The organism is Pseudomonas monsensis (assembly GCF_014268495.2).
Taxonomy (GTDB): Bacteria; Pseudomonadota; Gammaproteobacteria; order Pseudomonadales; family Pseudomonadaceae; genus Aquipseudomonas; species Aquipseudomonas monsensis.
Genome location: NZ_CP077087.1, coordinates 545,861 through 569,886, shown reverse-complemented (window position 1 = coordinate 569,886; position 24,026 = coordinate 545,861). Strand labels below are relative to the sequence as shown.

23 protein-coding genes are annotated in these 24,026 nt (G+C 60.1%); 13 read left to right on the top strand and 10 right to left on the bottom strand.

Annotation, left to right across the window (positions count from 1 at the left end):
* Positions 1-18 precede the first annotated feature (18 nt).
* From HV782_RS02455 to HV782_RS02445, 3 genes are read left to right on the top strand one after another with little or no spacing between them, the layout of a single operon-like run.
* Positions 19-1,827, top strand: coding sequence for a sensor histidine kinase (locus tag HV782_RS02455; protein ID WP_128614180.1), 1,809 nt, complete (start codon positions 19-21; stop codon positions 1,825-1,827).
* Positions 1,824-3,209: a sigma-54-dependent transcriptional regulator gene (locus HV782_RS02450; protein ID WP_123470582.1), complete on the top strand. Its 1,386-nt coding sequence runs from the start codon at positions 1,824-1,826 to the stop codon at positions 3,207-3,209. The genes HV782_RS02455 and HV782_RS02450 overlap by 4 nt, the downstream gene beginning before the upstream one ends.
* On the top strand, positions 3,206-3,661 hold the full coding sequence (locus tag HV782_RS02445; protein WP_186748411.1) for a thioesterase domain-containing protein: 456 nt from the start codon (positions 3,206-3,208) through the stop codon (positions 3,659-3,661). The genes HV782_RS02450 and HV782_RS02445 overlap by 4 nt, the downstream gene beginning before the upstream one ends.
* A gap of 207 nt (positions 3,662-3,868) precedes the next feature.
* Here the strand turns inward: HV782_RS02445 and cysQ are convergent, their stop codons facing one another.
* Together cysQ and nudE are read right to left on the bottom strand one after the other, a co-directional pair.
* Positions 3,869-4,696, bottom strand: a complete 828-nt coding sequence (gene cysQ / locus HV782_RS02440) for a 3'(2'),5'-bisphosphate nucleotidase CysQ (protein WP_186748413.1) — start codon at positions 4,694-4,696, stop codon at positions 3,869-3,871.
* Positions 4,697-4,707: 11 nt separating this feature from the next.
* On the bottom strand, positions 4,708-5,274 hold the full coding sequence (gene nudE, locus HV782_RS02435) for an ADP compounds hydrolase NudE (protein WP_123470577.1): 567 nt from the start codon (positions 5,272-5,274) through the stop codon (positions 4,708-4,710).
* An 88-nt stretch (positions 5,275-5,362) separates the two neighbouring features.
* Here nudE and yrfG point away from each other — a divergent pair, with 88 nt between their 5' ends.
* Entirely contained in the window at positions 5,363-6,025 is a 663-nt protein-coding gene (yrfG, locus tag HV782_RS02430; protein WP_186748414.1) for a GMP/IMP nucleotidase, read from the top strand.
* Positions 6,026-6,175: 150 nt separating this feature from the next.
* Here yrfG and lysM read toward each other — a convergent pair whose 3' ends face one another.
* Positions 6,176-6,616 (bottom strand): peptidoglycan-binding protein LysM, encoded by a 441-nt coding sequence (gene lysM, locus HV782_RS02425; RefSeq protein WP_186748416.1) that lies wholly within the window; start codon positions 6,614-6,616, stop codon positions 6,176-6,178.
* A gap of 138 nt (positions 6,617-6,754) precedes the next feature.
* Here lysM and HV782_RS02420 point away from each other — a divergent pair, with 138 nt between their 5' ends.
* The 4 genes from HV782_RS02420 (at position 6,755) to HV782_RS02405 (ending at position 11,742) form a co-directional block, all read left to right on the top strand.
* A complete protein-coding gene (locus HV782_RS02420; protein WP_186748418.1) occupies positions 6,755-7,642 on the top strand; it encodes a LysR family transcriptional regulator in 888 nt (295 codons plus the stop codon).
* Positions 7,643-7,734: 92 nt separating this feature from the next.
* Positions 7,735-8,574, top strand: a complete 840-nt coding sequence (gene fdhD / locus HV782_RS02415; RefSeq protein WP_186748420.1) for a formate dehydrogenase accessory sulfurtransferase FdhD — start codon at positions 7,735-7,737, stop codon at positions 8,572-8,574.
* Positions 8,571-10,919 carry an FdhF/YdeP family oxidoreductase gene (locus HV782_RS02410; protein WP_186748422.1) on the top strand — a complete coding sequence of 783 codons (2,349 nt, stop codon included), beginning with the start codon at positions 8,571-8,573 and terminating at the stop codon, positions 10,917-10,919. Before fdhD ends, HV782_RS02410 begins: the two co-directional genes overlap by 4 nt.
* A gap of 346 nt (positions 10,920-11,265) precedes the next feature.
* On the top strand, positions 11,266-11,742 hold the full coding sequence (locus HV782_RS02405) for a glycine zipper domain-containing protein (RefSeq protein ID WP_128614184.1): 477 nt from the start codon (positions 11,266-11,268) through the stop codon (positions 11,740-11,742).
* A 64-nt stretch (positions 11,743-11,806) separates the two neighbouring features.
* Here the strand turns inward: HV782_RS02405 and HV782_RS02400 are convergent, their stop codons facing one another.
* Positions 11,807-12,232, bottom strand: a complete 426-nt coding sequence (locus HV782_RS02400) for an acyl-CoA thioesterase (protein WP_186748424.1) — start codon at positions 12,230-12,232, stop codon at positions 11,807-11,809.
* A 151-nt stretch (positions 12,233-12,383) separates the two neighbouring features.
* Here HV782_RS02400 and HV782_RS02395 point away from each other — a divergent pair, with 151 nt between their 5' ends.
* Positions 12,384-13,526, top strand: coding sequence for an IS481 family transposase (locus HV782_RS02395; protein WP_186748803.1), 1,143 nt, complete (start codon positions 12,384-12,386; stop codon positions 13,524-13,526).
* 216 nt (positions 13,527-13,742) lie between these two features.
* Here the strand turns inward: HV782_RS02395 and HV782_RS02390 are convergent, their stop codons facing one another.
* Together HV782_RS02390 and HV782_RS02385 are read right to left on the bottom strand one after the other, a co-directional pair.
* Positions 13,743-14,969 carry a 3-hydroxyacyl-CoA dehydrogenase gene (locus HV782_RS02390; protein WP_186748673.1) on the bottom strand — a complete coding sequence of 409 codons (1,227 nt, stop codon included), beginning with the start codon at positions 14,967-14,969 and terminating at the stop codon, positions 13,743-13,745.
* 133 nt (positions 14,970-15,102) lie between these two features.
* Positions 15,103-17,031, bottom strand: coding sequence for a RecQ family ATP-dependent DNA helicase (locus tag HV782_RS02385; protein WP_186748674.1), 1,929 nt, complete (start codon positions 17,029-17,031; stop codon positions 15,103-15,105).
* A gap of 242 nt (positions 17,032-17,273) precedes the next feature.
* Between HV782_RS02385 and HV782_RS28710 the strand changes: the two genes are divergently transcribed.
* Positions 17,274-17,405, top strand: a complete 132-nt coding sequence (locus tag HV782_RS28710) for a hypothetical protein (protein ID WP_256591295.1) — start codon at positions 17,274-17,276, stop codon at positions 17,403-17,405.
* Between the two features lie 5 nt (positions 17,406-17,410).
* Here HV782_RS28710 and HV782_RS02380 read toward each other — a convergent pair whose 3' ends face one another.
* Positions 17,411-17,914, bottom strand: a complete 504-nt coding sequence (locus HV782_RS02380) for a polysaccharide deacetylase (RefSeq protein WP_186748675.1) — start codon at positions 17,912-17,914, stop codon at positions 17,411-17,413.
* 540 nt (positions 17,915-18,454) lie between these two features.
* Between HV782_RS02380 and HV782_RS02375 the strand changes: the two genes are divergently transcribed.
* A complete protein-coding gene (locus HV782_RS02375) occupies positions 18,455-18,754 on the top strand; it encodes a hypothetical protein (RefSeq protein WP_186748676.1) in 300 nt (99 codons plus the stop codon).
* A gap of 382 nt (positions 18,755-19,136) precedes the next feature.
* Here the strand turns inward: HV782_RS02375 and HV782_RS02370 are convergent, their stop codons facing one another.
* Both HV782_RS02370 and hslO read right to left on the bottom strand, forming a co-directional pair.
* Positions 19,137-20,678, bottom strand: coding sequence for a phosphoenolpyruvate carboxykinase (locus HV782_RS02370; RefSeq protein WP_025110978.1), 1,542 nt, complete (start codon positions 20,676-20,678; stop codon positions 19,137-19,139).
* A gap of 181 nt (positions 20,679-20,859) precedes the next feature.
* A complete protein-coding gene (hslO, locus tag HV782_RS02365) occupies positions 20,860-21,762 on the bottom strand; it encodes an Hsp33 family molecular chaperone HslO (RefSeq protein ID WP_123470558.1) in 903 nt (300 codons plus the stop codon).
* A gap of 103 nt (positions 21,763-21,865) precedes the next feature.
* Here hslO and HV782_RS02360 point away from each other — a divergent pair, with 103 nt between their 5' ends.
* Positions 21,866-22,669, top strand: a complete 804-nt coding sequence (locus tag HV782_RS02360; protein ID WP_186748677.1) for a phosphatase PAP2 family protein — start codon at positions 21,866-21,868, stop codon at positions 22,667-22,669.
* 52 nt (positions 22,670-22,721) lie between these two features.
* Here HV782_RS02360 and HV782_RS02355 read toward each other — a convergent pair whose 3' ends face one another.
* Positions 22,722-23,129, bottom strand: coding sequence for an RNA-binding S4 domain-containing protein (locus HV782_RS02355; RefSeq protein WP_186748678.1), 408 nt, complete (start codon positions 23,127-23,129; stop codon positions 22,722-22,724).
* Between the two features lie 116 nt (positions 23,130-23,245).
* Between HV782_RS02355 and rimA the strand changes: the two genes are divergently transcribed.
* Entirely contained in the window at positions 23,246-24,025 is a 780-nt protein-coding gene (gene rimA, locus HV782_RS02350; protein ID WP_128614928.1) for a S6 modification regulatory phosphodiesterase RimA, read from the top strand.
* Position 24,026: the final 1 nt, after the last annotated feature.

Sequence of the window (24,026 nt, the reverse complement as noted above, 5' to 3'; positions counted from 1 at the left end):
TACAGGCGCATCCGGCACATGAAACCATCTCTCCCCCGCAGACCCCGCTGGCGCAGCCTCGCCCTGCTGGCCCTGTGCCTGGCGCCGCTGCTGTGGCCGCTGGAGCATCTGGCCGAGCGTTATTACCGCAGCGAACTCGCCGGACAAAACCGCCAGACCCTCGACCTCTACGTCGCCAACCTGCTGGGCACCCTGCACCGCTATGAAGTGCTGCCGCAGATTCTCGGCGACCTGCCGGCCCTGCGCGCCGTACTCGGAGCGCCGGACGACGGCGTCACCCAGGGCAATGCCAATCGCCTGCTGAAAAACATCGCCGCCCAGACTGGCGCCGAAGTCATGTACCTGATGGACACCAGCGGCCAGACACTGGCGGCGTCGAACTGGGACAAGCACGACAGTTTCGTCGGGCGCAATTTCTCGTTTCGTCCGTATTTCAGCGAAGCCATGGCCGGGCGTCTGGGGCGTTTCTTCGGCCTCGGCACGACCTCGGCCAAACGTGGTTACTTCTTCGCCGCCGCCGTGCGCAACGGCGAAAAGATCATCGGCGTACTGGTGATCAAGGTCGACCTCGACCACACCGAAAGCCTCTGGGGCAAAACCCCGGAACAACTGCTGGTAACCGACCATAACGGGGTAGTCATCCTGACCTCGCGTCCTGAATGGCGCTTTCGCTCCACGCGCGTCCTGAGCGATACCGAGCGCTCGGCCATCACGGCCATTCAGCCGTACCCGACCCGCGAGCCGCGTCCGCTGAATCTCAGCCCTGACGCGTGGCTGACGCAAACCCATGACATCGCCGAAACCGGCTGGAGCGTGAGCATTCTCGCCCCGCGCACGCTGATCGACCGCCCGGTGCGCACGGTGGTCGCCATCGGGGGGGCGACGCTGTTGGTGGTGATGCTGTTGCTCGGTTTGATGATGCAACGCCGCCGGCATTATCTGGAACGCATCGCCTTCGAAGCCAAGGCCCGCCGCGAACTGGAAGGCCGGGTCGCCGAGCGCACCAGCGATCTGGAAGGCCTCAACCGCCGCCTGAAGCAGGAAGTGCTCGAGCGCGAACAGGCGCAACAGGAATTGGTGCGTGCGCAGGACGATCTGGTCCAGGCCGGCAAACTGTCGGCGTTGGGCACGATGTCGGCGAGTATCAGCCACGAACTCAATCAACCGCTGGCGGCGATCCGCAGCTACGCCGAGAACGCCGAAGTGCTGCTCGATCATCAGCGCACCGACGATGCTCGCGGCAATCTCAAACTGATCAGCGAACTGACCGGACGCATGGCCTCGATCATCGCCCACCTGCGCGCCTTCGCCCGCCGCGACCGGCATGCCCCGGAAAGCGTGGCGCTGCAACCGGCACTGGACGATGCGCTGGCGCTACTCGCCAAACGCCGCCGAAGCATGGAAGTCGAACTGATCCGCGACCTGCCCGCCGCCACCCTGTGGGTCGAAGCCGGGGAAACCCGCCTGCGCCAGGTGCTCGGCAACCTGCTGGCCAACGCCCTCGATGCGCTGACCGAAAAAGGCCCGCCGCGCAAACTGTGGCTGAGTGCCGAATCCACCGCCGACGGCGTCAATCTGTACATTCGCGACAACGGCCCGGGGTTCTGCATGGAAGCCCTCGGTCGCGCCAGCGAGCCCTTCTACACCACCAAGACCCGCACCCAGGGCCTTGGGCTGGGGCTGGCGATCTGTGAAACCCTGATGCGCGCCTTCGGTGGTGAACTGTCGTTCGCCAACCACAAGCAAGGTGGCGCCTTGATTACCCTGCGACTGCGCGCCGGCGCACCCGGGGTCAGCCTGCAACCGTCCGAGGATCGAAGTGCATGACCATCGACAATCGCATTCAGGTGGTGTTGATCGACGACGATCCGCACTTGCGTCAGGCCCTTGGCCAGACTCTGGATCTGGCCGGCCTGAAAATCCTGCCACTGGCCGAAGCCAAAGGCCTGGCCGGGCAGCTTGAACGCGACTGGCCTGGCGTGGTGGTCAGCGACATTCGCATGCCCGGCATGGACGGCCTGGAATTGCTGAGCGAGCTGCACGCTCAGGACCCTGAGTTACCCGTGCTGTTGATCACCGGCCACGGCGACGTGCCGTTGGCGGTGCAGGCGATGCGCGCCGGTGCCTATGATTTCCTGGAAAAACCGTTCGCCAGCGATGCGCTGCTCGACAGCGTGCGCCGCGCCCTGGCCCTGCGCCGCCTGGTGCTGGACAACCGCAGCCTGCGCCTGGCCCTCAGCGACCGCAATGAACTGAGCGCCCGACTGGTCGGCCACTCGGCCCCCATGTTGCGCCTGCGCGAACAGATCGGCGCACTGGCCGCAACCAAGGCCGACGTGCTGATTCTCGGCGAAACCGGCGCCGGCAAAGAAGTCGTCGCCCGTGCGTTGCACGACCTGTCGAGCCGGCGCAACGGCCCGTTCGTGGCGATCAATGCCGGGGCACTGGCCGAGTCGGTGGTCGAGAGCGAACTGTTCGGCCACGAACCCGGTGCGTTCACTGGCGCGCAGAAACGCCGGATCGGCAAATTCGAATTCGCCAATGGCGGCACGCTGTTCCTCGATGAAATCGAAAGCATGAGCATGGATGTGCAGGTGAAGTTACTGCGCATGCTGCAAGAGCGCGTGGTCGAACGCCTGGGCGGCAATCAGTTGATCCCGCTGGACATCCGCGTCATCGCCGCGACCAAGGAAGACCTGCGCCAGGCCGCTGATCAGGGGCGATTCCGTGCCGACTTGTATTACCGCCTCAATGTCGCCCCGCTGCGCATTCCGCCGTTGCGCGAACGCGGTGAAGACGCGCTGGTGCTGTTCCAGCATTACGCCGATGAAGCCAGCGCCCGCCACGGTCTGCCCCCCCACGAACTGCAGCCGGCACAACGTGCCTTGCTGCTGCGGCACACCTGGCCGGGCAACGTCCGTGAATTGCAGAACGCTGCCGAACGTTTCGCCCTCGGCCTGGAGCTGGCGCTGGACAACGGTGGCACCGATGGCGGTGGCAGCGCCGTGGAGGTCATCAGCGGCGGCCTGAGCGAGCAAGTGGAAAACTTCGAGAAATCGTTGATCGCCGCTGAGCTGGCGCGCGCTCACAGTTCGGTGCGCAGCCTCGCCGAAGCCCTGGGCATTCCGCGCAAGACCCTGCACGACAAACTGCGCAAGCACGGGTTGAATTTCGCCGACAGTAATGCCCACGGAGACGAAGCCGAATGAACCGCGACAGCCGCTATCTGGAATCGGTGCTGCATCACGACATTCCGCTGACCCGCGAGATGGGCCTCAAGGTACTCGACTGGCGCGAGCAACAGTTGAGTCTGCACTTGCCGCTGGAGCCGAACGTCAATCACAAGAGCACCATGTTCGGCGGCAGCCTCTACTGCGGCGCGGTGCTGGCGGGCTGGGGCTGGCTGCATTTGCGCCTGAAGGAGGAAGGCATCGAAGACGGGCACATCGTCATTCAGGAAGGCCAGATCAGTTATCCACTGCCGGTCACCGGTGATGCCACGGCGATTTGCCCGGCACCGGAAGCATTGGTCTGGAAGAAGTTTCTGACGATCTATCAGCGCTATGGGCGCGCACGGTTGACGCTCAATACGCGGATCGTCAACGCGGGAAGTGATGAGGATGCTGTGACATTTACCGGGCAGTACGTTTTGCACCGCTAAAGATCAAAATCCCCTCACCCTGGCCCTCTCCCGGAGGGAGAGGGGACTGACCGAGAGGTCTTGCGTCAGACATCGACCTGAAAGATCGGCAGCGATTATGGATTCAGTAAAGCTGGCTCAAGCCGGTGAATCTCTCCAGCATCCCCCAATCGGCCCCCTCTCCCTCCGGGAGAGGGCTGGGGTGAGGGGAATCGAGAGTCCGCCCACTTACCCCCGAGCCAGCTCCAGCAATCTGGAACGCCACGTCGCTTTCGCCGGCAGCGCCAGAAAGAATTCATTGAGCAGCGATTCCCGCGCGGGATAACAGAACGCTTCGCCCTGCAGATCCAGCACCTCGCCGCCGGCACCCTCAAGCACGCCCTGTGCCGCCGCGGTGTCCCATTGCGACGTCGGCGCCAGGCGCGGGTAGCAATCCGCCGCGCCTTCGGCCAGCAGGCAAAACTTCAACGAACTGCCGATATTCGCCAGTTGTAGCTCGCCCAGGCTCGCACTCAACCCGGCCAGCAACCGCTCTTGCTCAGGGCTCGAATGCCGACGACTGGCGACCACCGTAAAGGCCTCGCCCGGCCCTGGTACATCGCGCACCTGAATCGACACCGGCGTCCCGTCCTTGTCGCAACGCCAGGCACCCAGCCCGGCGCCGCCGACGTAGAAGCGACCATTGGTCGGCATCGAAACCACGCCAAACACCACGCGACCGTTTTCGATCAGCGCGATGTTGACGGTGAATTCTTCGCTGCCGCTGATGAACTCCTTGGTCCCATCCAGCGGATCGACCAGCCACCAGCGCTGCCATCCGGCGCGCACGGCTTGCGGAATATCGGCGTCCTCTTCGGACAACACCGGAATATCCGGATCGAGCGCCGTCAGCCCGGCGAGGATCAGATGATGCGCCGCCAGATCCGCAGCGGTCACCGGCGAATCATCGGACTTGGCACTGACTTCAACGCCGGCGCGCCAGAACGGCAAAATCGCCTCGCCGGCCTGCAAGGCGAGTTCGACCACCGGCGCCATCAATGGATGGGGAAAATTCATCGACACCTCACTCATGACGTAAAGTACCCGCGCTGCGTCAGCAGATCACGAGTCAGATAAAGCGCGGCCAGTGCGCGGCCTTCGGAGAATTGCGGGTTTTGCGCCAGCGCCGACAGTTCACGCAGGTTGATCTTGTCGACCCGCATCGGCTCGGGCTCATCACCCTCCAGACGCTCTTCGTACAGATCGGTGGCAAGCACCACCTGGATTTTCTGGCTCATGTAACCGGGCGACAATGACAGCTCGGTCAGGTGCTCCAGTTGGCGTGCGCCGAAACCGGCCTCTTCCTTGAGCTCACGCTCGGCCGCCGCCAGCACATCCTCACCCGGTTCGATCAAGCCTTTGGGCAGCGACAATTCGTATTCGTCAGTGCCGCCGCAATATTCTTCGACCAGCACCGCGTGTTCGGCATCGAGCATCGCCACAATCATCACCGCGCCGTAGCCCGCACCTTTGCCGACCAAACGCTCGTAGGTACGCTCCACACCATTGGAGAAACGCAGCTTCAGTTCTTCGACACAAAACAGGCGACTGGTGGCGACGATCTCGCGGGCAAGTACGGTGGGTTTCTGGCGCATGCAAAGCTCCTTGGCGTGAACGCGCTACTATAACGCGGCTTTCCCGATTGTTTATGTCGGATATCTTTCTACCGCTCGAGACGTTGCCATGCCTTCTTTACCGTGGTCTGACATTGATACCGTTCTGCTGGACATGGACGGTACGTTGCTGGATCTGCACTTCGACAATCATTTCTGGCTGGAACACCTGCCCCAGCGTTACGCCGACCTGCACGGGGTGAGCCGGACGATGGCCGAGATGGAATTGCAGCCGCTGTTCGAACGCCACGCCGGCCAGTTGCAATGGTATTGCCTGGATTTCTGGAGTGCCGAGCTGAAACTATCGGTGCGTGAACTGAAGTTGGAAACGGCGCATTTGATCGCGTTGCGCCCGGATGCCGACACCTTTCTGCAAGCGATCAAAAACGCTGGCAAGCGGGTGATCATGATCACCAACGCCCACCGTGATTCGCTGTCGCTGAAACTGGAACGGATCGAGCTGGCGCCGTATTTCGAACGGCTGATCAGCTCCCACGACTACGGTTTCCCCAAGGAAAATCCGCAGTTCTGGGATGCCTTGCAGGCAGATATCGACTTTGATCCGGCACGCAGCCTGTTTATCGACGATACGTTGCCGATTCTGCGCAGTGCGCGGCGTTTTGGCGTGGCGCATCTGCTGGCGGTCAAGGAGCCGGACAGCCGCAAAGGGCCGAAGGACACAGCCGAGTTTGCGGCGGTCGAGGATTACCGCGACCTGATCTCAGGCTTGTAAATCCATTGTGCCGAGGAAGCTTGCTCCCACTGGAGGCCGAAGCCCTCCCGTTCTCGACAGACGCGCAGACTCACGCATCTCGCACTTGCCGGTTTGGGGGCCGTTGCGCGGCCCAGCGGGAGCAAGCGTCCTCGCCACAAAGGTTTGGCTTTACTTCGGAATACGAAGCTTCTGTCCTGGATAAATCTTGTTCACATCCTTGAGCATCGGTTTGTTGGCTTCGAAGATTTTCTGGTATTGGTTGGCGTTGCCGTAAACCCGCAACGAGATCGCACTGAGCGTGTCCCCGGCCTTCACTTCGACAAACTCGGCGGCCACGACCACCGGCCCGGTCACGGTGATCTGGTCCTCCACACTGCCGATACCGGCAATGTTACCCACGGCCAGCAAAATCTTTTCCTTTTCCTCCTGGCTCGCCACTTCACCGGTGACCGTGACCTTGTCACCGTCGACGGTGGCCTGCACATTCGGATTGCCCAGCCCGACCTTGCTGATGTGTTCCTTCAACTGCTCGCTGGCATTGGCATTACCCGGGGTCAGCAGATCAATCAGCTTCTCGCCGGCTTCTTTCACAAAGCTCAACAGACTCATAGCGCACACTCCTTGATTGGGGATCCAGACGTTCAAGCCTAGACCACATCAGCCATACCCGGTTCCAGGCCGACCAATGACCCTGGCCCCGCGCAAGCGCTAGAATCGCCACCCCTGCCAGCACTCACCGGAGCGAAGATGGACATCAAGCAGCTGAAATTCCTCATCGCCCTCGACGAAACCCGCCACTTCGGCCAGGCCGCCGCCCGCTGCCACATCACGCAACCGACGTTGTCGATGCGTCTACGCAGCCTTGAAGAAGAGCTCGACCTGCCGCTGGTCAATCGCGGTCAGCGCTTTGAGGGTTTTACCGCGCCGGGCGAGCGAGTGCTGGCGTGGGCGCGTTCCGTGATGGCCGCTTACGACGGACTGCAGGCGGAAGCGGCGGCGTGTCGCGGCAACCTCATCGGCACGTTGCGGCTGGGTGTCGTGCCGCTGTCGAGTTTTGATCCGCTGCCACTGATGCAACGTTTGCATGTGGCGCACCCGAACCTGCGTTTCGAAATGTCGGCGCTGAGTTCCGAGCAGATCCTCGAACACCTGGCGAACAACCGCATCGACCTCGGTGTGTCCTACCTCGATCGCCTGGATCATGAACGTTTCGAATCACTGGCTTTCAGCGAGACCCGCATGGGGCTGCTGTATGACCAGCGCAGTTTTTCCTTCGGCGAGGCCGCGTTGAGCTGGGAAGCGCTGATCGAACTGCCGCTGGGCATGCTGACCAGCGGGATGCATTTTCGTCAGTCCATCGACCACAATTTCCACAGCCGTGGCCTGACCCCGCAGCCACTGTTACAAACCGATGCCGTCCATCAATTGTTACAGGCTGTGCACGGCGGCTTTTGCTGCGCGATCATGCCGCTGGACGGTGGCCTGGAAAAACTCACCGATCACCTGCGCCTGCAACCGATCGAAAACGCCCAGACCCTCGCCCCAATGGGCCTGATCATGCGCCGTGGCGCCCCGCGTTCAGCGCTGGCCGAGGCCTGTTTCGCGCTGTATCAGAAATCACCGGCAAGCACTTGATCGACCACATCTATCAATAGATCGACAGTAGCGATTAGACGCGACAAGTTGCCGCGCCTAGTCTTAACGTTGATCAATCCGTTGGTGATGCCATGAACGCCAAGCGCCCAGCCTGCGCGGCGCCTGCACTCGAAACGCCCGCGCCCGCCGCCAGCCAGACGTACAGTTACAGCGATCTACCCCTTGTGGAATCGGCCAGCACCGCGCTGGCCGAGGAAGTCGCGTTGGCGATCGCCTACAACGGCATCAGCCAGGCGGTGATGCTGGTGACACCGACGGATCTGGAAGACTTCATCGTCGGTTTCAGCCTCGGCAGCGGCATCATCGAGGACGCCAGCGATATCTATGACCTGCAACTGAGCGGCGCCGGCTCGGCGCAATACGCGCAAGTGACCATTGCCAACCGCGCCTTCTGGAACCTCAAGCAACAGCGTCGGCAACTGGCCGGTACCAGCGGTTGCGGGCTCTGCGGCGTTGAAGCGGTCGAGCAGGCCTTGCCCGACCTGAAGGTGCTGCCCGGTGCACCGCTGCCACCCATTGAATGGCTCGACGGCTTGCGTCAGCGCATCAGTGCGTTTCAACCGTTGGGCCAGCACTGCGGCGCCGTGCACGCGGCGGTGTTCATGAATGCCAGCGGCGAATTGCTGCTCGGCCGCGAAGACATCGGCCGGCACAACGCCCTCGACAAATTGATCGGCGGCTTGATCCGCCAGAAGTTATCCACAGACGGCGGCCTGGCGATCGTCACCAGCCGTTGCAGCCTCGAATTGATCCAGAAAGTTTTGCGCGCCGGCATCCAGACCCTGGTCAGCCTGTCCGCACCCACGGGCCTCGCCGTGCAATGGGCCCGTCGACATAACCTCAATCTCATCCACCTGCCGCAGAAAAGTGCGCCGCGGGTGTATAGCCCCGCGATGGAGAATCAAGCGTGAGCCAACATCATCAAGCCGACCAGAAACCTGTCCCGCGCTACAAACCTTATAAAGGTGCCGCCGGCGGCTGGGGTGCCCTGATCAGTGTGGCCCAGGCCTGGTTGACCAGCGACAACGCGCTGAAAAACCTGCGCATGATGCTCAAAACCAACCAGAACGGCGGTTTCGACTGCCCGGGCTGCGCCTGGGGCGATTCGCCGGAAAGCGGCATGGTCAAGTTCTGCGAGAACGGCGCCAAAGCGGTGAACTGGGAAGCGACCAAGCGTCGCGTGGATGCGAAGTTCTTCGCCAAACACAGCGTGACCTCGCTGCTGGAACAGAGTGACTACTGGCTGGAGTATCAGGGTCGCCTGACCGAACCGATGGTCTACGACGCCGAGACCGATCGCTACAAGCCGATCAGCTGGGACGACGCCTACGCGCTGATTGCCAAACACCTGCAAGGCTTGCCGAGCCCGGATCTGGCCGAGTTCTACACCTCCGGTCGCGCCAGCAACGAAGCGGCGTATCTGTACCAGCTGTTCGTGCGCGCCTACGGCACCAACAACTTCCCCGACTGTTCGAACATGTGCCACGAGGCCAGCGGTGTGGCACTGGCGCAAAGCGTTGGCGTCGGTAAAGGCACCGTGACCTTCGACGACTTCGAACACGCCGACGCGATTTTCGTCTGGGGCCAGAACCCCGGCACCAACCACCCGCGTATGCTCGAACCGCTGCGTGAAGCGGTGAAACGGGGCGCACAGGTGGTCTGCATCAATCCGCTGAAAGAGCGCGGTCTGGAGCGTTTCCAGCACCCGCAGCATCCGCTCGAAATGCTCACCAACGGCGACAAGCCGACCAACACCGCGTATTTCCGCCCGGCGCTGGGCGGTGACATGGCGGTCCTGCGCGGCATGGCCAAATTCCTCCTGCAGTGGGAACGCGACGCGCAGAAAACCGGCGCGCCGGCGGTGTTCGACCATGACTTCCTCAACGCCCACAGTGCCAACGTGCTGGAGTATCTCGGGGTCGTCGATGACACACCATGGGAACAGATCGTCACGCAATCCGGCCTGACCCTGGTCGAGATCGAGCAAGCCGCACGCATGTATGCCAAAGGCAAGAACGTGATCATGTGCTGGGCAATGGGTATCACCCAGCATCGCCATTCGGTGCCGACCATCCAGGAAATCGCCAACCTGATGCTGCTGCGCGGCAACATCGGCAAACCGGGCGCCGGCCTGTGCCCGGTGCGTGGCCACAGCAACGTGCAGGGCGATCGCACGATGGGTATCAATGAACGGCCGCCGGTGGCGTTCCTCGATTCACTGGAGCGGCGTTTCCAGTTCAAGGTGCCGCGCCACAACGGGCACAACGTGGTCGAGGCGATCCATGCGATGGCCGAAGGCCGCGCGAAAGTCTTCATCGGTCTGGGCGGCAACTTTGCCCAGGCGACGCCGGACAGCCCGCGCACGTTCCAGGCGCTGAGCAATTGCGACCTGACCGTGCAGATCAGCACCAAACTCAATCGCAGCCACCTGGCCCACGGCAAGGACGCGCTGATCCTGCCGTGCCTCGGTCGTACCGACATCGACATCCAGACCGAAGGGCCGCAAGCGGTCACCGTGGAAGACTCATTCAGCATGGTCCACGCCTCCAATGGCCAGTTGCAGCCGCTGTCGAACCAGATGCGTTCGGAGCCGGCGATCATTGCCGGCATTGCCGCCGCCACACTGGGCAGCAAACCGGTGGACTGGCACTGGCTGGCGGCCGACTACGGGCGTATCCGCGAGCTGATCGCCGACACCATCCCGAACTTCAAAGACTTCAATGAGAAGATCAAGAACCCGGGGGGGTTCTACCTTGGCAACAGCGCCGGCGCGCGCAAGTGGAACACACCGTCGGGCCGCGCCAACTTCCGCGCGAACCTGCTGCCGAAAGACCTTGTCCACGAACGCACTCGTGCCACCGGGCAACTGCCGGACCTGATCCTGCAGTCGATGCGCTCTCACGACCAGTACAACACCACGATTTATGGTCTCGACGACCGTTATCGCGGGGTCAAAGGGCAGCGTGATGTGCTGTTCGTCAACGAGGCCGACATCATTCGCCTGGGCTTCCGTCCGGGGCAGAAAGCCGACATCGTCTCGCTGTGGGACGACGGTCGCGAGCGCCGGGTGAAGGGCTTCACCTTACTGGCGTTTGATATTCCTGCGGGTCAGGCGGCGGCTTACTATCCGGAAGTGAATCCGCTGGTGCCGCTGGAAAGCACCGGGGATGGCAGCCATACACCGACGTCGAAATTCATTGCGATCCGGCTGGAAGCGGCGAGTGAGAGCGGGTTGATCATGGCCAAGTCCGCTTGATACGGGGTCAGCACCATTGCTATCGCGAGCAGGCTCACTCCTACAGTTGAACGTGTTCCATCTATAGGAACTCGGTCACCGCAGGAGTGAGCCTGCTCGCGATAGCGGTCGCCGATTCAATGCAATTCTTTGTACTGTGCACTTTTCAAACGCCCACAAAAAAGGCCGCTTTTTCACAAAAGCGGCCTGTCCGAAGTAGCTAAAGACCGGCAAAAATCGCTTAAGTTCCGCATACAAAACAGTAACTTGCATAATTGTATACAAGTCGTGTTATTCGTCGGATTTCGATTGTCAGCCTTGTTACACAGCCTCAGGATCGGCGCCGTCATCCCTTTGAGGCTCCTCTATGAAGTTCTCCTCGATTCTCTTGTTGTCCCTTGGCCTGGTCAGTGGCTTCGCTTCTGCCGGAGGCACCACCGAAGCAGGTGTGGGCGGCGCATTGGGCGGGGTTCTTGGCTCGGTCGTCGGTCAGTCTTTAGGCGGCAGCACAGGTTCAACCATTGGCGCAGCCCTGGGCGGCGCGGGTGGTAGCGCGGTGGGCGCCAACAAACACAGCCGTGGCGAAGCCGCCATTGGCGGTGCATTGGGCGCAGCCGGCGGTAACGTGGTCGGCCGCAGCATGGGCGGCACCACCGGCAGCCTGATCGGCGCCGCAGCAGGTGGCGGCGCCGGTGGCGCGCTGGGCAACTACATGGGCAACCAGAGCAATGACGAAGGTCGTCATTACGATCGCGGTCGTGACCGTCGCTACTACCGCGATGACCACCGTGGTCGCGGTCACGCCTATGGCCATCGCAAGCATCACCGCTACTATCGCGACTGACGCATTGCGTTACGCGGGAAAGCAAAAATCGCAGCCCTTGGGCTGCGATTTTTTTTGCCCCGGTTCAAACCAGCAGACGCTCCAGGGCTTCACGCAACCGGCCTGGAATCGGAACCGGCTGATTGCTCGTCCGCTCCACGAAGACATGGACAAAACGCCCCGCTGCGCACGCCTCGAACTCCCCCACCTTGAACACCGCCAGTTCGTATTGCACCGAACTGTTGCCCAGCTTGCCGACTCGCAGACCGACTTCGATCAGATCGGGAAACGCGATCGAGGCAAAGTAATCACACGACGAACTGACCACAAACCCCACCACCTCGCCATCATGAATATCCAGACCACCGACCTGAATCAGGTAGGTGTTCACGGCTGTGTCGAAGAAGCTGTAGTAGGTCACATTGTTGACGTGACCGTAAGCGTCGTTGTCGTGCCAGCGTGTGGTGATGGGCTGGAAGTGTGGGTAGTCGGTGCGTTGAGGGGTGGACATGGTTGGGCTGACTCTCCTGTTTTTTCAGTGAGGCCGCTTGCCCTCACCCTAGCCCTCTCCCTGTATGTACCGGACACATGGTGGACAGGTGTTCGGAGACATGGTGGACACTTTTTAATAGGCACATTGCTCATCACTAAGGAGATGACCTGTGTCTTGGGAAGAGGTGTCCACTGTGCAGCTTCGTTCAGAATTCGTGCTTTTGGCTCGGCAAGAAGGGGCCAATGTCCGGCAGCTTTGCCGTCGATTTAATATCAGCCCAAGCACCGCCTATAAATGGCTTAACAGGTTTGAAAACCTGGGTGCAGAAGGACTGAACGATCAGTCTCGACGACCGAAGACATCACCCAAGCGATGTGCTGATGAGGTTGAACAGCAGATTTTGACCGTGAGTCAGGAGTACGCGGCCTGGGGCGCTCGCAAGCTCAAACGTGTGTTGGAAGACAACGGCTTAGTGATGCCTTCGGTCAGTACCGTGCATGCGGTTTTACAGCGTCATTCACGCGTTGATCCAAAGGCCGCCGAGATCAAACCGTTTATCCGTTTTGAGCATGAAGCGCCCAACGATCTTTGGCAGATGGACTTCAAGGGGCATATCAGTCTGGGTCAGGGGCGTTGCCATCCGTTGACGATACTGGACGATCATTCGCGGTTTTCACTGTGCATCGCGGCGTGTATCAATGAGCAGCGCGACACCGTCCAGGAGCATCTGGTCCGGGCCTTTCGGCGCTATGGCCTGCCTTTGCGCATGACGATGGACAACGGCTCTCCATGGGGTGATCAGACAGGCGTTTATACCGCGCTGGAGGTCTGGCTGATGAGTCAAGGCATCAAGGTCGGCCACTCTCGACCTTATCATCCGCAAACCCAAGGAAAGCTGGAACGCTTCCACCGCAGTCTGAAAAATGAAGTCCTCCAGGGTCAGCACTTTAACGATCTCAACAGCGCGCAACGGGCGTTTGATATCTGGCGTGATATTTACAACCAGAAGCGCCCGCATCAAGCGCTGGACATGCAGGTTCCTGCTACTCGGTACAGCAGCAGCTCAAGGGAATATCAGGAGCAACCCGCAGCGCCGGAGTACGACGATGGTGATGTGGTCAGGAAGGTTCAGGTAAAGGGCGAGATCTACTGGAGGAACCGTGAATACACAGTCGGGAAAGCTTTTTACGGGAAGTCAGTAGCTATCCGGGAAACGACGGAGGACGGCATCCACGATGTCTACTGGAGTAGACATCGCATCGCCCGAATCGACTTGAACTTGCAGATCGTTATGGCAGGTAAGAAGATCTAAAACCGTCCACCATGTCTCCGAACATGTGTCCACCATGTCTCCGGTACATACACTCCCAGAGGGAGAGGGGACTGACCGAGGTGTTTTCTCGAAATACACCGACCTGAACTGTCGAGTCGAACTCGAATGCTGAAACCCACGCAGATCGGCTCCCTTCCCCCTCGCCCCCCTTGGGGGAGCGGGCTGGGGTGAGGGGGACCGATTTTCGCCGTAACACTAAGCTTGAGCAAACCCCTTGCCCTGCGCGGCCAACTCGCCAATCAACCGCGCCGGTTTCCACTGATCGCCCTGACGCGTCTCCAGCGCCAGCAAGCGCTGATGAATGTCCGCCAGCCCCTGCTGATCCGCCCAGGCCATCGGGCCGCCCTTGTCTGCCGGGAAGCCGTAGCCGTTCAGGTACACCAAATCAATGTCGTGTGCCGATTGGGCGATGCCTTCCTGCAAAATCTTTGCCCCCTCGTTGACCAATGCCAGAAGACTGCGCTCCAGGATCTCCTCCGGGCCGATCTCGCGGCGCTGGAAGCCCAACCCTTCGCTGACCTGCAACACCAACGCATCGACCTCAGGATCATGCTCGGCCTGACGACTGCCCGGCTCGTAATGGTAGTAACCGTTGCCGGACTTCTGTCCAAACCGGCCCAGCTCGCACAAGCGGTTATCCACCTGAACCTCTGGCGCATCCTGGCCTTCGCCGGCCAACTCGCGGGCACGCCACTCCAGATCGATGCCGACCACGTCGTACATGCGGAACGGCCCCATGGCAAAACCGAAACCCTGCAACGCCGCATCCACCTGCTGTGGATAAGCGCCTTCGAGGAGCATCTTGCGTGCCTCCAGCACATACGGATGCAGCATGCGATTGCCGATAAAGCCGTGGCAGTTGCCCGACACCACACTGACCTTGCCCATGCGCTTGCCCAGGGCCAGTGCGGCCTCCAGGACCGTCGGCGAAGTCTGTGCACCTCGCACGATCTCCAGCAATTTCATGATGTGTGCCGGACTGAAAAAGTGCAGGCCCAGCACCTGAGCCGGGCGTCGGGTTACCGCGGCAATCGCGTCGATATCCAGCGCCGAGGTATTGCTCGCCAACAATGCTTCGGGTTTCAACAAGCCATCGAGTTCGCGAAAGATCTTCTGCTTGAGCTCAAGGTTCTCGTACACCGCTTCAATCACCAGATCGACATTACGGATCGCCGCGTAATCCGCCGCTGCACTGACCCGGGCGAGGCGTACATCGGCTTCAGCCTGATCAATCCGCCCCTGCCGCACGTTGTGTGCGTAAGTGTCGGCTACTGCGGCCAGTGCCTGCTCAAGCATCTGTGGATTGTTATCCACCCATTGCACTGCAACGCCGGCATTAGCCAGGCACATGACAATGCCGCGCCCCATAGTGCCCGCGCCGATCACGGCAGCCTGCTGAATATCGAAGGATGTCTGGCTCATGTTGTTCTCTTGTTGGCGATCCGAAGACAGCCTTCACCATAGTCAGCCAATCACGCTTTTTGAAGTTTATTACCGTGATGATCGACATTCAGCGGATGGATAAACCCCACTCGCGCCAGCGCCTACAAAAAGATCAGAGGTGTTCCTCAACCCAGCGGCGCACGTCGGCGTAGGGATATTCCTCGAGCGCCGCATACCCGGAGATCGTCCGCGCCTTGAGCCTGGTAAACAACGGCACACTGATCCCGCACAGAAACCGTGTCAGCCGCTCCGCCGTCGGAACACTGCCTGCATGCTGTTCATGCTTGTGGATAAAATCACCGCACAGCGCCGGGAAACTTTTATCCACAAGCGATGGCAACTGCGGTGGCGCCGGCAGACGCGCGATGTGGCCATGACACACTGAGCAATGCCCGCACCGCTCGGGCGCCTGGTGATCACCGAAGTACTCGGCCAGGCGATACCCCAGGCAACGCTCGGTCGAGAACAGTTCAAGCATCGCGTGTATCCGCGCCACTTCGGCTTGTTCGTGGCGAGTGAAGTAAGCATGCAGCTCACCGCTCAAAACAGCGCTGTCGAAGTCACTCTGCAGCACGCTGTAGACCTCGGTCATCTGCTTGCTTTCAAGTTCGATCCAGCCCTTTTCCTGAAAGTAATCCAGGGCCTTCACCACCCGACTGCGCTCAGCGGAATACTGCGTGTACATTGCCTCGAAATTCACGGTCGCCCAGGTACGTGCACGGCTTGAGGTGTGGATGATCGCCGCGACAAAGTCCCTGCGCTCGCCCTCGAAGCGCTCGAGCAATGCCTCAGGCTCCAGCAGGTATTTGAAACGGTATTCGGCGTAATAGGCGTAGCGCGGAGCGATCAACCCGCGCAGCTCCAGCTGCACCAGCAAAGTCTTGAGCGGCAACGCGCGGATGTTGCTCTGATCCGCCAGCGGTCCGAGCAGAAATTCCCACTGCCCCTCAGGCACCGATGCGTGCAATTCATCGAGCACATACCGAATACCGTCACGCTCCGGCGTGTCGCCGTAAACGAAGTTTTCCAGCACGTTGAGGCTGTCGCGATTGGCCAGCACCAGACAATCCGAGGGCTGCCCGTCGCGCCCTGCCCGACCGATTTCCTGGCTGTAGTTTTCGATGGATTTGGGCAAGTCGAAATGCACCACCTGGCGGATGTCGCTCTTGTCGATGCCCATGCCGAACGCAATGGTCGCGACAATGCACTTGGACTGCCCGGCCATGAAGCGTTTCTGGATGGCTTCACGCTGATCATTGGGCAACCCGGCGTGATAGGCCTCGGCCTGTATGCCATTTCGTACAAGGTGTTCGGCGACGTGCTCGGCGGTTTTCTGCAGGGTGACGTAGACGATGCCCGGCTGCCCCTGCCGTTCGGCCATCCATTCCACCAGGCGCCGGCGCTTGTCCTGAGCGCGCACCGGTTCCACCAGCAGGTTGAGATTGGGCCGATAGAAACCGGTGGTCACCACGTCCTCGGCGGCAATGGCGAATCTGGCCTGCATGTCGGCGATGACTTTCGGCGTAGCGGTGGCCGTCAGCAGCAGGGCTTGGGGAATGTTGAACTGGCGCTGATAGTCCGGCAGCTTGAGGTAGTCGGGACGGAAATTGTGGCCCCATTCCGAGATGCAGTGCGCCTCGTCCACCACCAGCAACGAGATCGGCACCTGCTGCAGGAAGTTGCGAAATCGCTCGTTTTTCAGGCGCTCGACCGAGACCATCAGAATCTTCAGCTCACCGGAGCGAGCACGAGCCATGACGTCATTGGCGTCGTCGCGGCTCTGTGCCGAATCGATGCTGCCTGCCGGGATGCCGTGGCGTTGCAGGAACGCCAGTTGATCCTGCATCAGCGCCAGCAACGGTGAAACCACCAGCGTCAGATGCGGCAGCAGCACTGCCGACACTTGATAACACAGGGATTTGCCCGAGCCGGTGGGGAAAATCGCCGCCGCCGAGCGCCCGGCCAATACAGCGCTGATGGCCTGCTCCTGACCGGGTCGAAACTGTGGATAACCGAAAACCTGTTCCAGGGTGTTGTGCATTCGCTGTCACTCCTTTGACCGCTGCCATGCCAACAGCCTAGCGGGCGATCGCAGCGAGTCGAGAAAAGGTCGGGGGGCAAACCAATACGGAATGATACAGCCCCGGACGCCCGGTCACAGACTGAAACAAACGGCCCGATTTGTTTATCGCGGTGTTTTCCGGCACCGCGCTAACGTGCCCGCTTCACTCTCCACATAACGCCAGGACGGCGATATGTACGCAACCTCACAAAGGAATGACCATGTCGAACACACTGAAATTGCCCCTCGCCCTCTTCATCGCGTCGCTGTTGCTGAGCGGATGCATGCCGTTTCCCGGTGACACTCCGGAACTCGCCATTTTCGTGGCGAAGGATGGCGCGTCCCTGGGCTGATTGAGTCAGGGCCGCAACACCGCCACACGCAACTGCTCGTTCAGGATCTGCTCATGCACACGCTGGCTGTTGCTCACCCACAGTGTATGGGCAGGGCTGATATCGCCGGTGAACGCTGCCGCCAGTTGCCGCAAGTCCGCGACGCTGCGCACCCTGGGACAAAACACTTGCTCGTCGCAATCGAGGCTGGCAGTGCGATAGGTACTCAGCAAGCGATCCCACAAGTTGTCGCGCACCCGTCTGATCGATTTGAGCTGCACCTGCGCCACACCCAGCCGCTGCTTGAGCCCTGACTCGTCCAGAGCCTCGCTGGCCAGCAACGCCTTGCCGAACATCAGTACTTCGGCACGCGAGGCTGTGTCGACATTCGCCTGACTGGTGAGGGCATCCGGCCAACCGGTTCGATCCAGCTGACTCGACACTGGAGCATTGCCCAACTCAGCGGCAATCACCAAGTGAAAACCATTGACCCACAGCCATACGATCGAGGCCACTCGTAGCCACTGCATACCTAATTCCCTTTAAGCGCGTATCGGACGTTTGGAAATGTCCTACAGATTCTGGCGCGCACCTTACAGCGCTTTTTGGCGAAGTGCCTGAGAAAACCGTAGGAAAATTCTCGCCTAAGGGTTTTGCCTTGAGAACCCCATGAAAATGCGTAGGGCAAATGCCCAAACCTCGGAAAAACCCCTACGAAACCTGTCCATTTTGGCCGTCTTGTTTCGCTCTAGGGCGCCCTTCTATAGTGGTCACAGAGGCTGAAGCTACCGATCGGCCGACCTGAGCGAGCCTGTTCAAATATCAGGCGAAGCAACGGTGAAAAGCCTGTCAACGCTTCATCCGGTTCCTGCAAAACACAACGCTATGTCGCCTTTCGCACCAGGGTTGCTCATACCTATAGTCGTGACGGTCGCTGCCAAATCAGCGGCTCGGGCCTGGTCACTCGAATGGAACGTGCATAAGCGTCCGCTGTATGTCGCCGGTATCCAATTGCCTGCAGTTTTTATGGCGGCTTTGTTTGGGACACCTTCATTTGAGGATCAAGAACATTGAAAACATGGAATCAATTCACGACCGATCGCTACCGTCCGCTCGAATCCAACCTCACCGACACCAAGCCTCTGGTCATCGACACAGCCGCCAATCCACAAGACATCCTCGAATGCGCCGTGCAGCGCCTGCGTGCTTCAAGCGACCTGCTACGCACCCTCTACTGCCTCAACTTCAAACAGGCCGATGTCGAAGACATCCCGCACATCACCCACGCGCTATATCTGCTGACGCAGGATGGCTGTGACCTGCTGCAGGTTGCGCAACAGCAAATGCTCAACTGGAAGGCTCCGGCCTGATAACAGGCATTAGTCAGGTCCCCCCTGAAGCAGCAACTGATCTCGACGAGTTGTTCGAATCAAAGGGAAATTCGCCGCCAACGACCGACCCTGTACAGAAGAGGCAGAATCGAAGTAACACGAGGAACGGCTGCGGCCTCCGACTACAGCATCGTCCACGCGATCAAAGACCGATGCGTAGAAATGCTGCGAATAATCCAGGCCCGGCAGCAATGGCCGTGAAAGCCGGGGGTACTGAGAATGCCCCGCCACTCAAGTGGCTTTATTCTGGCTGTTCAGCTCGAATTCTGCGGGAATAATGGCAGTCCACCTGTGAGCACTTTCCACTCGCCCACAAAAAAGCCGCCCCAAGAGGCGGCTTTCTCATCGCTGCAAACCGATCTTACAACTTAGGACCGGCAGCCTTGATCGCGTCGCTCACTTCGAACTTCTTGAAGTTCTCGATGAACAGACCGGCCAGTGCTTTGGCAGCCTCGTCGTACGCAGCCTTGTCAGCCCAGGTGTTGCGTGGGTTGAGCAGGTTGGTTTCAACGCCCGGTACGGCCAATGGCACGTCGAGGTTGATGGTGTCCAGGTGCTCGGTGGCTGCACCGATCAGCGCGCCGCTCTGGATCGCGGCGATCACAGCGCGGGTGGTCGGGATATTGAAGCGTTTGCCGACGCCGTAGCCACCGCCGGTCCAGCCGGTGTTGACCAGGTAGACCTTGGAGCCGAAGCCGCGGATACGTTTGATCAGCAGCTCGGCGTATTCGCCAGCCGGACGCGGGAAGAACGGCGCGCCGAAGCAGGTGGAGAAGGTCGACTTGATGCCGCTGCCCGAACCCATTTCAGTCGAGCCCACCAGAGCGGTGTAGCCGGACAGGAAGTGGTAGGCCGCTTGTTCTTCGTTGAGGATCGACACTGGCGGCAGGACGCCGGTCAGGTCGCAGGTCAGGAAGATCACAGCGTTTGGCTCGCCGCCCAGGTTCTTCTCGGAACGCTTGGCAACGTGCTCCAGCGGGTAGGCCGCGCGGCTGTTCTGGGTCAGGCTGACATCGGCGTAGTCGGCGTGCTTGGCGTCGTCGATAACAACGTTTTCCAGCACAGCGCCGTGCTTGATGGCTTTCCAGATGACCGGCTCGTTCTTCTCGGACAGGTCGATGCACTTGGCATAGCAGCCGCCTTCGATGTTGAAGACAACGCCTTCGCCCCAACCGTGTTCGTCGTCACCGATCAGGTAACGGCTTTCGTCGGCCGACAGGGTGGTTTTACCGGTGCCCGACAGACCGAAGAACAGGGTCACGTCGCCTTCTTCGCCGATGTTGGCAGCGCAGTGCATTGGCAGCACGTCAGCGGCCGGCAGCAGGAAGTTCTGCACGGAGAACATGGCTTTCTTCATCTCACCGGCGTAACGCATGCCGGCGATCAGCACTTTCTTCTGTGCGAAGTTGAGGATCACGCAACCGTCGGAGTTGGTGCCGTCACGCTCAGGCACGCACTCGAAGTTGGCCACGTTGAGCACTTGCCACTCTTCACGACCGGCCGGGTTGTACTGCGCCGGGTTGATGAACAGGCAACGACCGAACAGGTTCTGCCAGGCAGTCTGAGTGGTCATTTTCACGGCCAGGTAGTGATCTTCGGCCGCGCCTACATGCACGTGGGAAACGAAATGCTCTTGCGCGTTGTTGAATGCTTCTACGCGAGCCCACAGCGCGTCGAACTTGTCGGCCGGGAACTTGCGGTTGATCGGGCCCCAGGCGATAGCGGCCTGGGTGGAAGGCTCTTCAACGATGAAACGGTCAACCGGCGAACGACCGGTGCGATGACCAGTGCGAACAACCAGAGCGCCGGTATCGGCAAGCTCGCCCTCACCGCGGTTCAGGGCTTCTTTAACCAGATCATCAACACTCAGATCGGTGTACACGGCGTTATTGGCTTGCGTCATGAGGTTCCCCGTCGGCCAGTGGCCGAGTGTGCTCCAAACGTTTTGTAGTAGAAAGTCGTGCACTACTACCGCGAAAAAAGTGGGCCGGATTATGCCAGAAAAGCCCAAAAAGAGTAGGGTCCTCCCGTCGTAACGGCGAAATTCCGTCGTTACGCAGTGAATTTACCTGCGCTGAACCGTTTTAGTGCCGGGTATCTGACGGCGTGTCGACGCCTGCGCCAGCGAACAATTGAGCGATATCGGCTGCGTCGAACAGGTACTGCTGATTGCAGAACTGGCAATCGATCTCGATATTGCCGCCGTTCTCTTGAACCAACTGCTGCGCATCCTCAAGACCCAGACTGACCAGCGCATTGCCCGAACGCTCGCGTGAGCAGGTGCAACGGAAGCGCAGTTTCTGCACATCGAACAGGCGCACCTGCTCTTCATGGTAGAGGCGATGCAACACGGTTTCGTTGTCCAGGCTCAACAATTCATCGGCGGTCAGCGTGCTCGCCAGTGCGGTGATGTGCTGCCAGCTGGCGGCGCGCTCTTCTTCGTCTTTCAGACGGTCGGCCGGCAGCTGTTGCAGCAGCATCCCGCGCGCACGACGGCCGTCGGCGAACAGCTTGAAGCGCGTGCCGACCTGTTGCGACATGACAAAATAATTGGTGAAGCACTCAGACAGGTTGTCGCCGTCAAGGTCGACGATGCCCTGGTAACGCTGGCCGATCGTCGGGTCGACGGTCAGGGTCAGGTCGCCGCCCGGCATCAGGTCGGCAAGGGTGGCGTCCGGCGCGATCTGCTCGGCGTTGTAACGCGCCAGGCCACGGATCTCGCGCTCGCTGGAGCATTCGATCATCAGCAGCGGAATCGGCCCTTCGGAACGCGCCTGCAGAATCAGCAAGCCGTCGAATTTCAGGGTGCCCACCAGCAACGAGGCGGCCGCCATCAATTCGCCCAGCAGTTGCGCCACTGGCTCCGGGTACGGGTGCTTGGCGAGGACTTCGGCGTAGCTGCGTTCCAGCGCAACCAGTTCGCCGCGCGTGTCGCTGTCATCGAAGATGAAGCGTTGGGTGTAATCGGTATCCGGTAGGTCGGTCATAGGTCTGGGTATCTGAATGTGATGACAAAATGGTTACAAAACGTGAAAATTTCGTTTCTTGGCACTTTTTTTGGTGCCGATGCTTAGCCATGGGAGGCATTTTATGAACAATCCGGGTTTGTTCCAATCAAGGTGGAACCTCGGCCGGCTGGTTCTGTGTAACGTGGTGCCATTGGCACTACTGGCTTTCTGGTTATGGCCTACGGGCCAGATGCTGTGTGTGATTTTCGACGAGTGGCTGTTCCGCTCGCTCAATGCACCGCTGGCCAGCAACCCGATATGGCTCCACATCTGGGCAATTGCAAGCCTGCGCCCGTTTGACATCGTCGTCGGGATCATTCTGCTGACGTTGTTGATCAAGGGTGACTGGGTATTCAAGGCGATAGACGTGCGTCGCGCGTTCTTCGGTTTTTTCTCGATCCTGCTGCTGATGGTGCTCATCCGCGCGCTGTTTTCCAAGTTTGCCGACCACATGGACTGGCAGCACAGCAGCCCGTCGATGGTGCTTGAAGGCGCAGTGCACATCAGCGACTACTTCCCGCATATGGAAAAAACCTGGGAGCTGAAGGACCGTTCGAGCCAGAGCTTTCCCGGTGACCATGCTTCGGTACTGTTGATCTGGGCCCTGTTCATGGGCGTGTTCAGTCGTACGGTTGGCCAGTTCCTGAGCATCTGGGGCCTGGCGCTGTTGTTCATGCTGCCACGCCTGGTAGCGGGCGCGCATTGGGGCCAGGACGATTACATCGGCGGTTTACTGCTGGCGGTGTGGGCATTGGGCTGGGGTTATTACACGCCGTTTGCCTGGCACGCGTCGAATTTCTGGCTGAAGGTGACAGCGCCGATCTTCGCGCTGCTGGGCAAGTTGCCGATGGTTTCGCGGATGAGCGTGGTATCCGCAGCAAACTGACAGTTTTGCGCACTGCCTGGGGCGAGGGAGGAAGCTTGCTCCCTCGCCACAATCATGCGTCGTTACTGTTCCCACGAAATTTAAACAGGTCCCGCCGCTGCTTCTTGCTCGGCTTGCCGTCGGTGCTCACGCCCAGAGAACCGGCCTTGCGCATCGCCGCCGCGGCTTCGCGCTTGGCACTACTCGCCTCGGTCTCTGCGTACAGCGTCTGCGCTTCCGGCGCGCCACGACGCACGATCGACAACGCTTCGACCCGAACCGTGCGCACTTCGAACCCGTTGCGGATCTCGAACTCATCGCCGATTCGCGGCTCCTTGCCCGGTTTGCACCGCTCGCCCCGACAATGCACCTTGCCACTCTCGATCGCCGCTTTGGCCAAGGCACGGGTTTTGTAAAACCGCGCGGCCCACAGCCATTTATCGAGACGGACCTTGTCGTCCTCTTCCTGTTTTTGCGCCATATGAATTCCTCGTTCAGCCAGTAGTCGGAACTGTACTACCGATTCTGTCGGGCGCAAGAACCCAGCCCTCCAGATAAACTGAGATCCTGGCCGGTTGACCGGCATGGAGTGATCAAGTGACCAGACTCCCGTCTTCGTTGACCTCGCCCAAAGCGGGTTGCCAGGGTTGCCGGCACAGCGAGCCGCTGGGCTTCGATTTTGCCTTCGCCTATCAGCCCATCGTGGACCTGCGCGAACAGGCGGTCTTCGCCCACGAGGCGCTGGTTCGAGGGACCGCCGGTGAAGGCGCGTTGACGGTGTTAGATCAAGTTACAGAAGACAACCGTTACCGTTTCGATCAGCTCTGCCGGACCCGCGCCATCGAAGGTGCGGCCAGTCTTAATATGCAGACACACTTGTCGATCAACTTCATGCCCAACGCCGTCTATCGTCCAGAGTCATGCATACGCAGCACGCTGGAAGCGGCAAAGAAACACAATTTCCCGATCGACCGGCTGATTTTCGAAACCCTGGAAAGCGAGCACGTAGATAACTATCGCCATTTGACCAATATTCTGCGTGAATACCGCGAATTCGGCTTCAAGACGGCCATCGACGATTTCGGTGCCGGTTTTTCGGGGCTGAATCTGCTGGCTGATTTTCAACCGGATCTGATCAAACTCGACATGGCGCTGATTCGCGATGTCGATCAAGACCGTGTCCGTCAGGCTATCGTTCGGGGGATTGTCACAATCTGTGCGGAGTTGGACGTTACAGTCATTGCCGAAGGCATAGAGCGCGCCGGCGAGCGGGACTTCCTGGCGGATTGCGGAATATTTCTGATGCAGGGGTTCTGGTTCGCCAAGCCTGCATTCAAAGCGTTGGCCCAGGTATCACCTGAGGCGTGGACGCGTTAAT

Coding starts and splice junctions, on each gene's coding strand:
- HV782_RS02455 (WP_128614180.1), top strand. CDS start 19: ATGAAACCATCTCTCCCCCGCAGACCCCGCTGGCGCAGCCTCGCCCTG.
- HV782_RS02450 (WP_123470582.1), top strand. CDS start 1,824: ATGACCATCGACAATCGCATTCAGGTGGTGTTGATCGACGACGATCCG.
- HV782_RS02445 (WP_186748411.1), top strand. CDS start 3,206: ATGAACCGCGACAGCCGCTATCTGGAATCGGTGCTGCATCACGACATT.
- cysQ (WP_186748413.1), bottom strand. CDS start 4,696: ATGAATTTTCCCCATCCATTGATGGCGCCGGTGGTCGAACTCGCCTTG.
- nudE (WP_123470577.1), bottom strand. CDS start 5,274: ATGCGCCAGAAACCCACCGTACTTGCCCGCGAGATCGTCGCCACCAGT.
- yrfG (WP_186748414.1), top strand. CDS start 5,363: ATGCCTTCTTTACCGTGGTCTGACATTGATACCGTTCTGCTGGACATG.
- lysM (WP_186748416.1), bottom strand. CDS start 6,616: ATGAGTCTGTTGAGCTTTGTGAAAGAAGCCGGCGAGAAGCTGATTGAT.
- HV782_RS02420 (WP_186748418.1), top strand. CDS start 6,755: ATGGACATCAAGCAGCTGAAATTCCTCATCGCCCTCGACGAAACCCGC.
- fdhD (WP_186748420.1), top strand. CDS start 7,735: ATGAACGCCAAGCGCCCAGCCTGCGCGGCGCCTGCACTCGAAACGCCC.
- HV782_RS02405 (WP_128614184.1), top strand. CDS start 11,266: ATGAAGTTCTCCTCGATTCTCTTGTTGTCCCTTGGCCTGGTCAGTGGC.
- HV782_RS02400 (WP_186748424.1), bottom strand. CDS start 12,232: ATGTCCACCCCTCAACGCACCGACTACCCACACTTCCAGCCCATCACC.
- HV782_RS02390 (WP_186748673.1), bottom strand. CDS start 14,969: ATGAGCCAGACATCCTTCGATATTCAGCAGGCTGCCGTGATCGGCGCG.
- HV782_RS02385 (WP_186748674.1), bottom strand. CDS start 17,031: ATGCACAACACCCTGGAACAGGTTTTCGGTTATCCACAGTTTCGACCC.
- HV782_RS28710 (WP_256591295.1), top strand. CDS start 17,274: ATGTCGAACACACTGAAATTGCCCCTCGCCCTCTTCATCGCGTCGCTG.
- HV782_RS02380 (WP_186748675.1), bottom strand. CDS start 17,914: ATGCAGTGGCTACGAGTGGCCTCGATCGTATGGCTGTGGGTCAATGGT.
- HV782_RS02370 (WP_025110978.1), bottom strand. CDS start 20,678: ATGACGCAAGCCAATAACGCCGTGTACACCGATCTGAGTGTTGATGAT.
- hslO (WP_123470558.1), bottom strand. CDS start 21,762: ATGACCGACCTACCGGATACCGATTACACCCAACGCTTCATCTTCGAT.
- HV782_RS02360 (WP_186748677.1), top strand. CDS start 21,866: ATGAACAATCCGGGTTTGTTCCAATCAAGGTGGAACCTCGGCCGGCTG.
- HV782_RS02355 (WP_186748678.1), bottom strand. CDS start 23,129: ATGGCGCAAAAACAGGAAGAGGACGACAAGGTCCGTCTCGATAAATGG.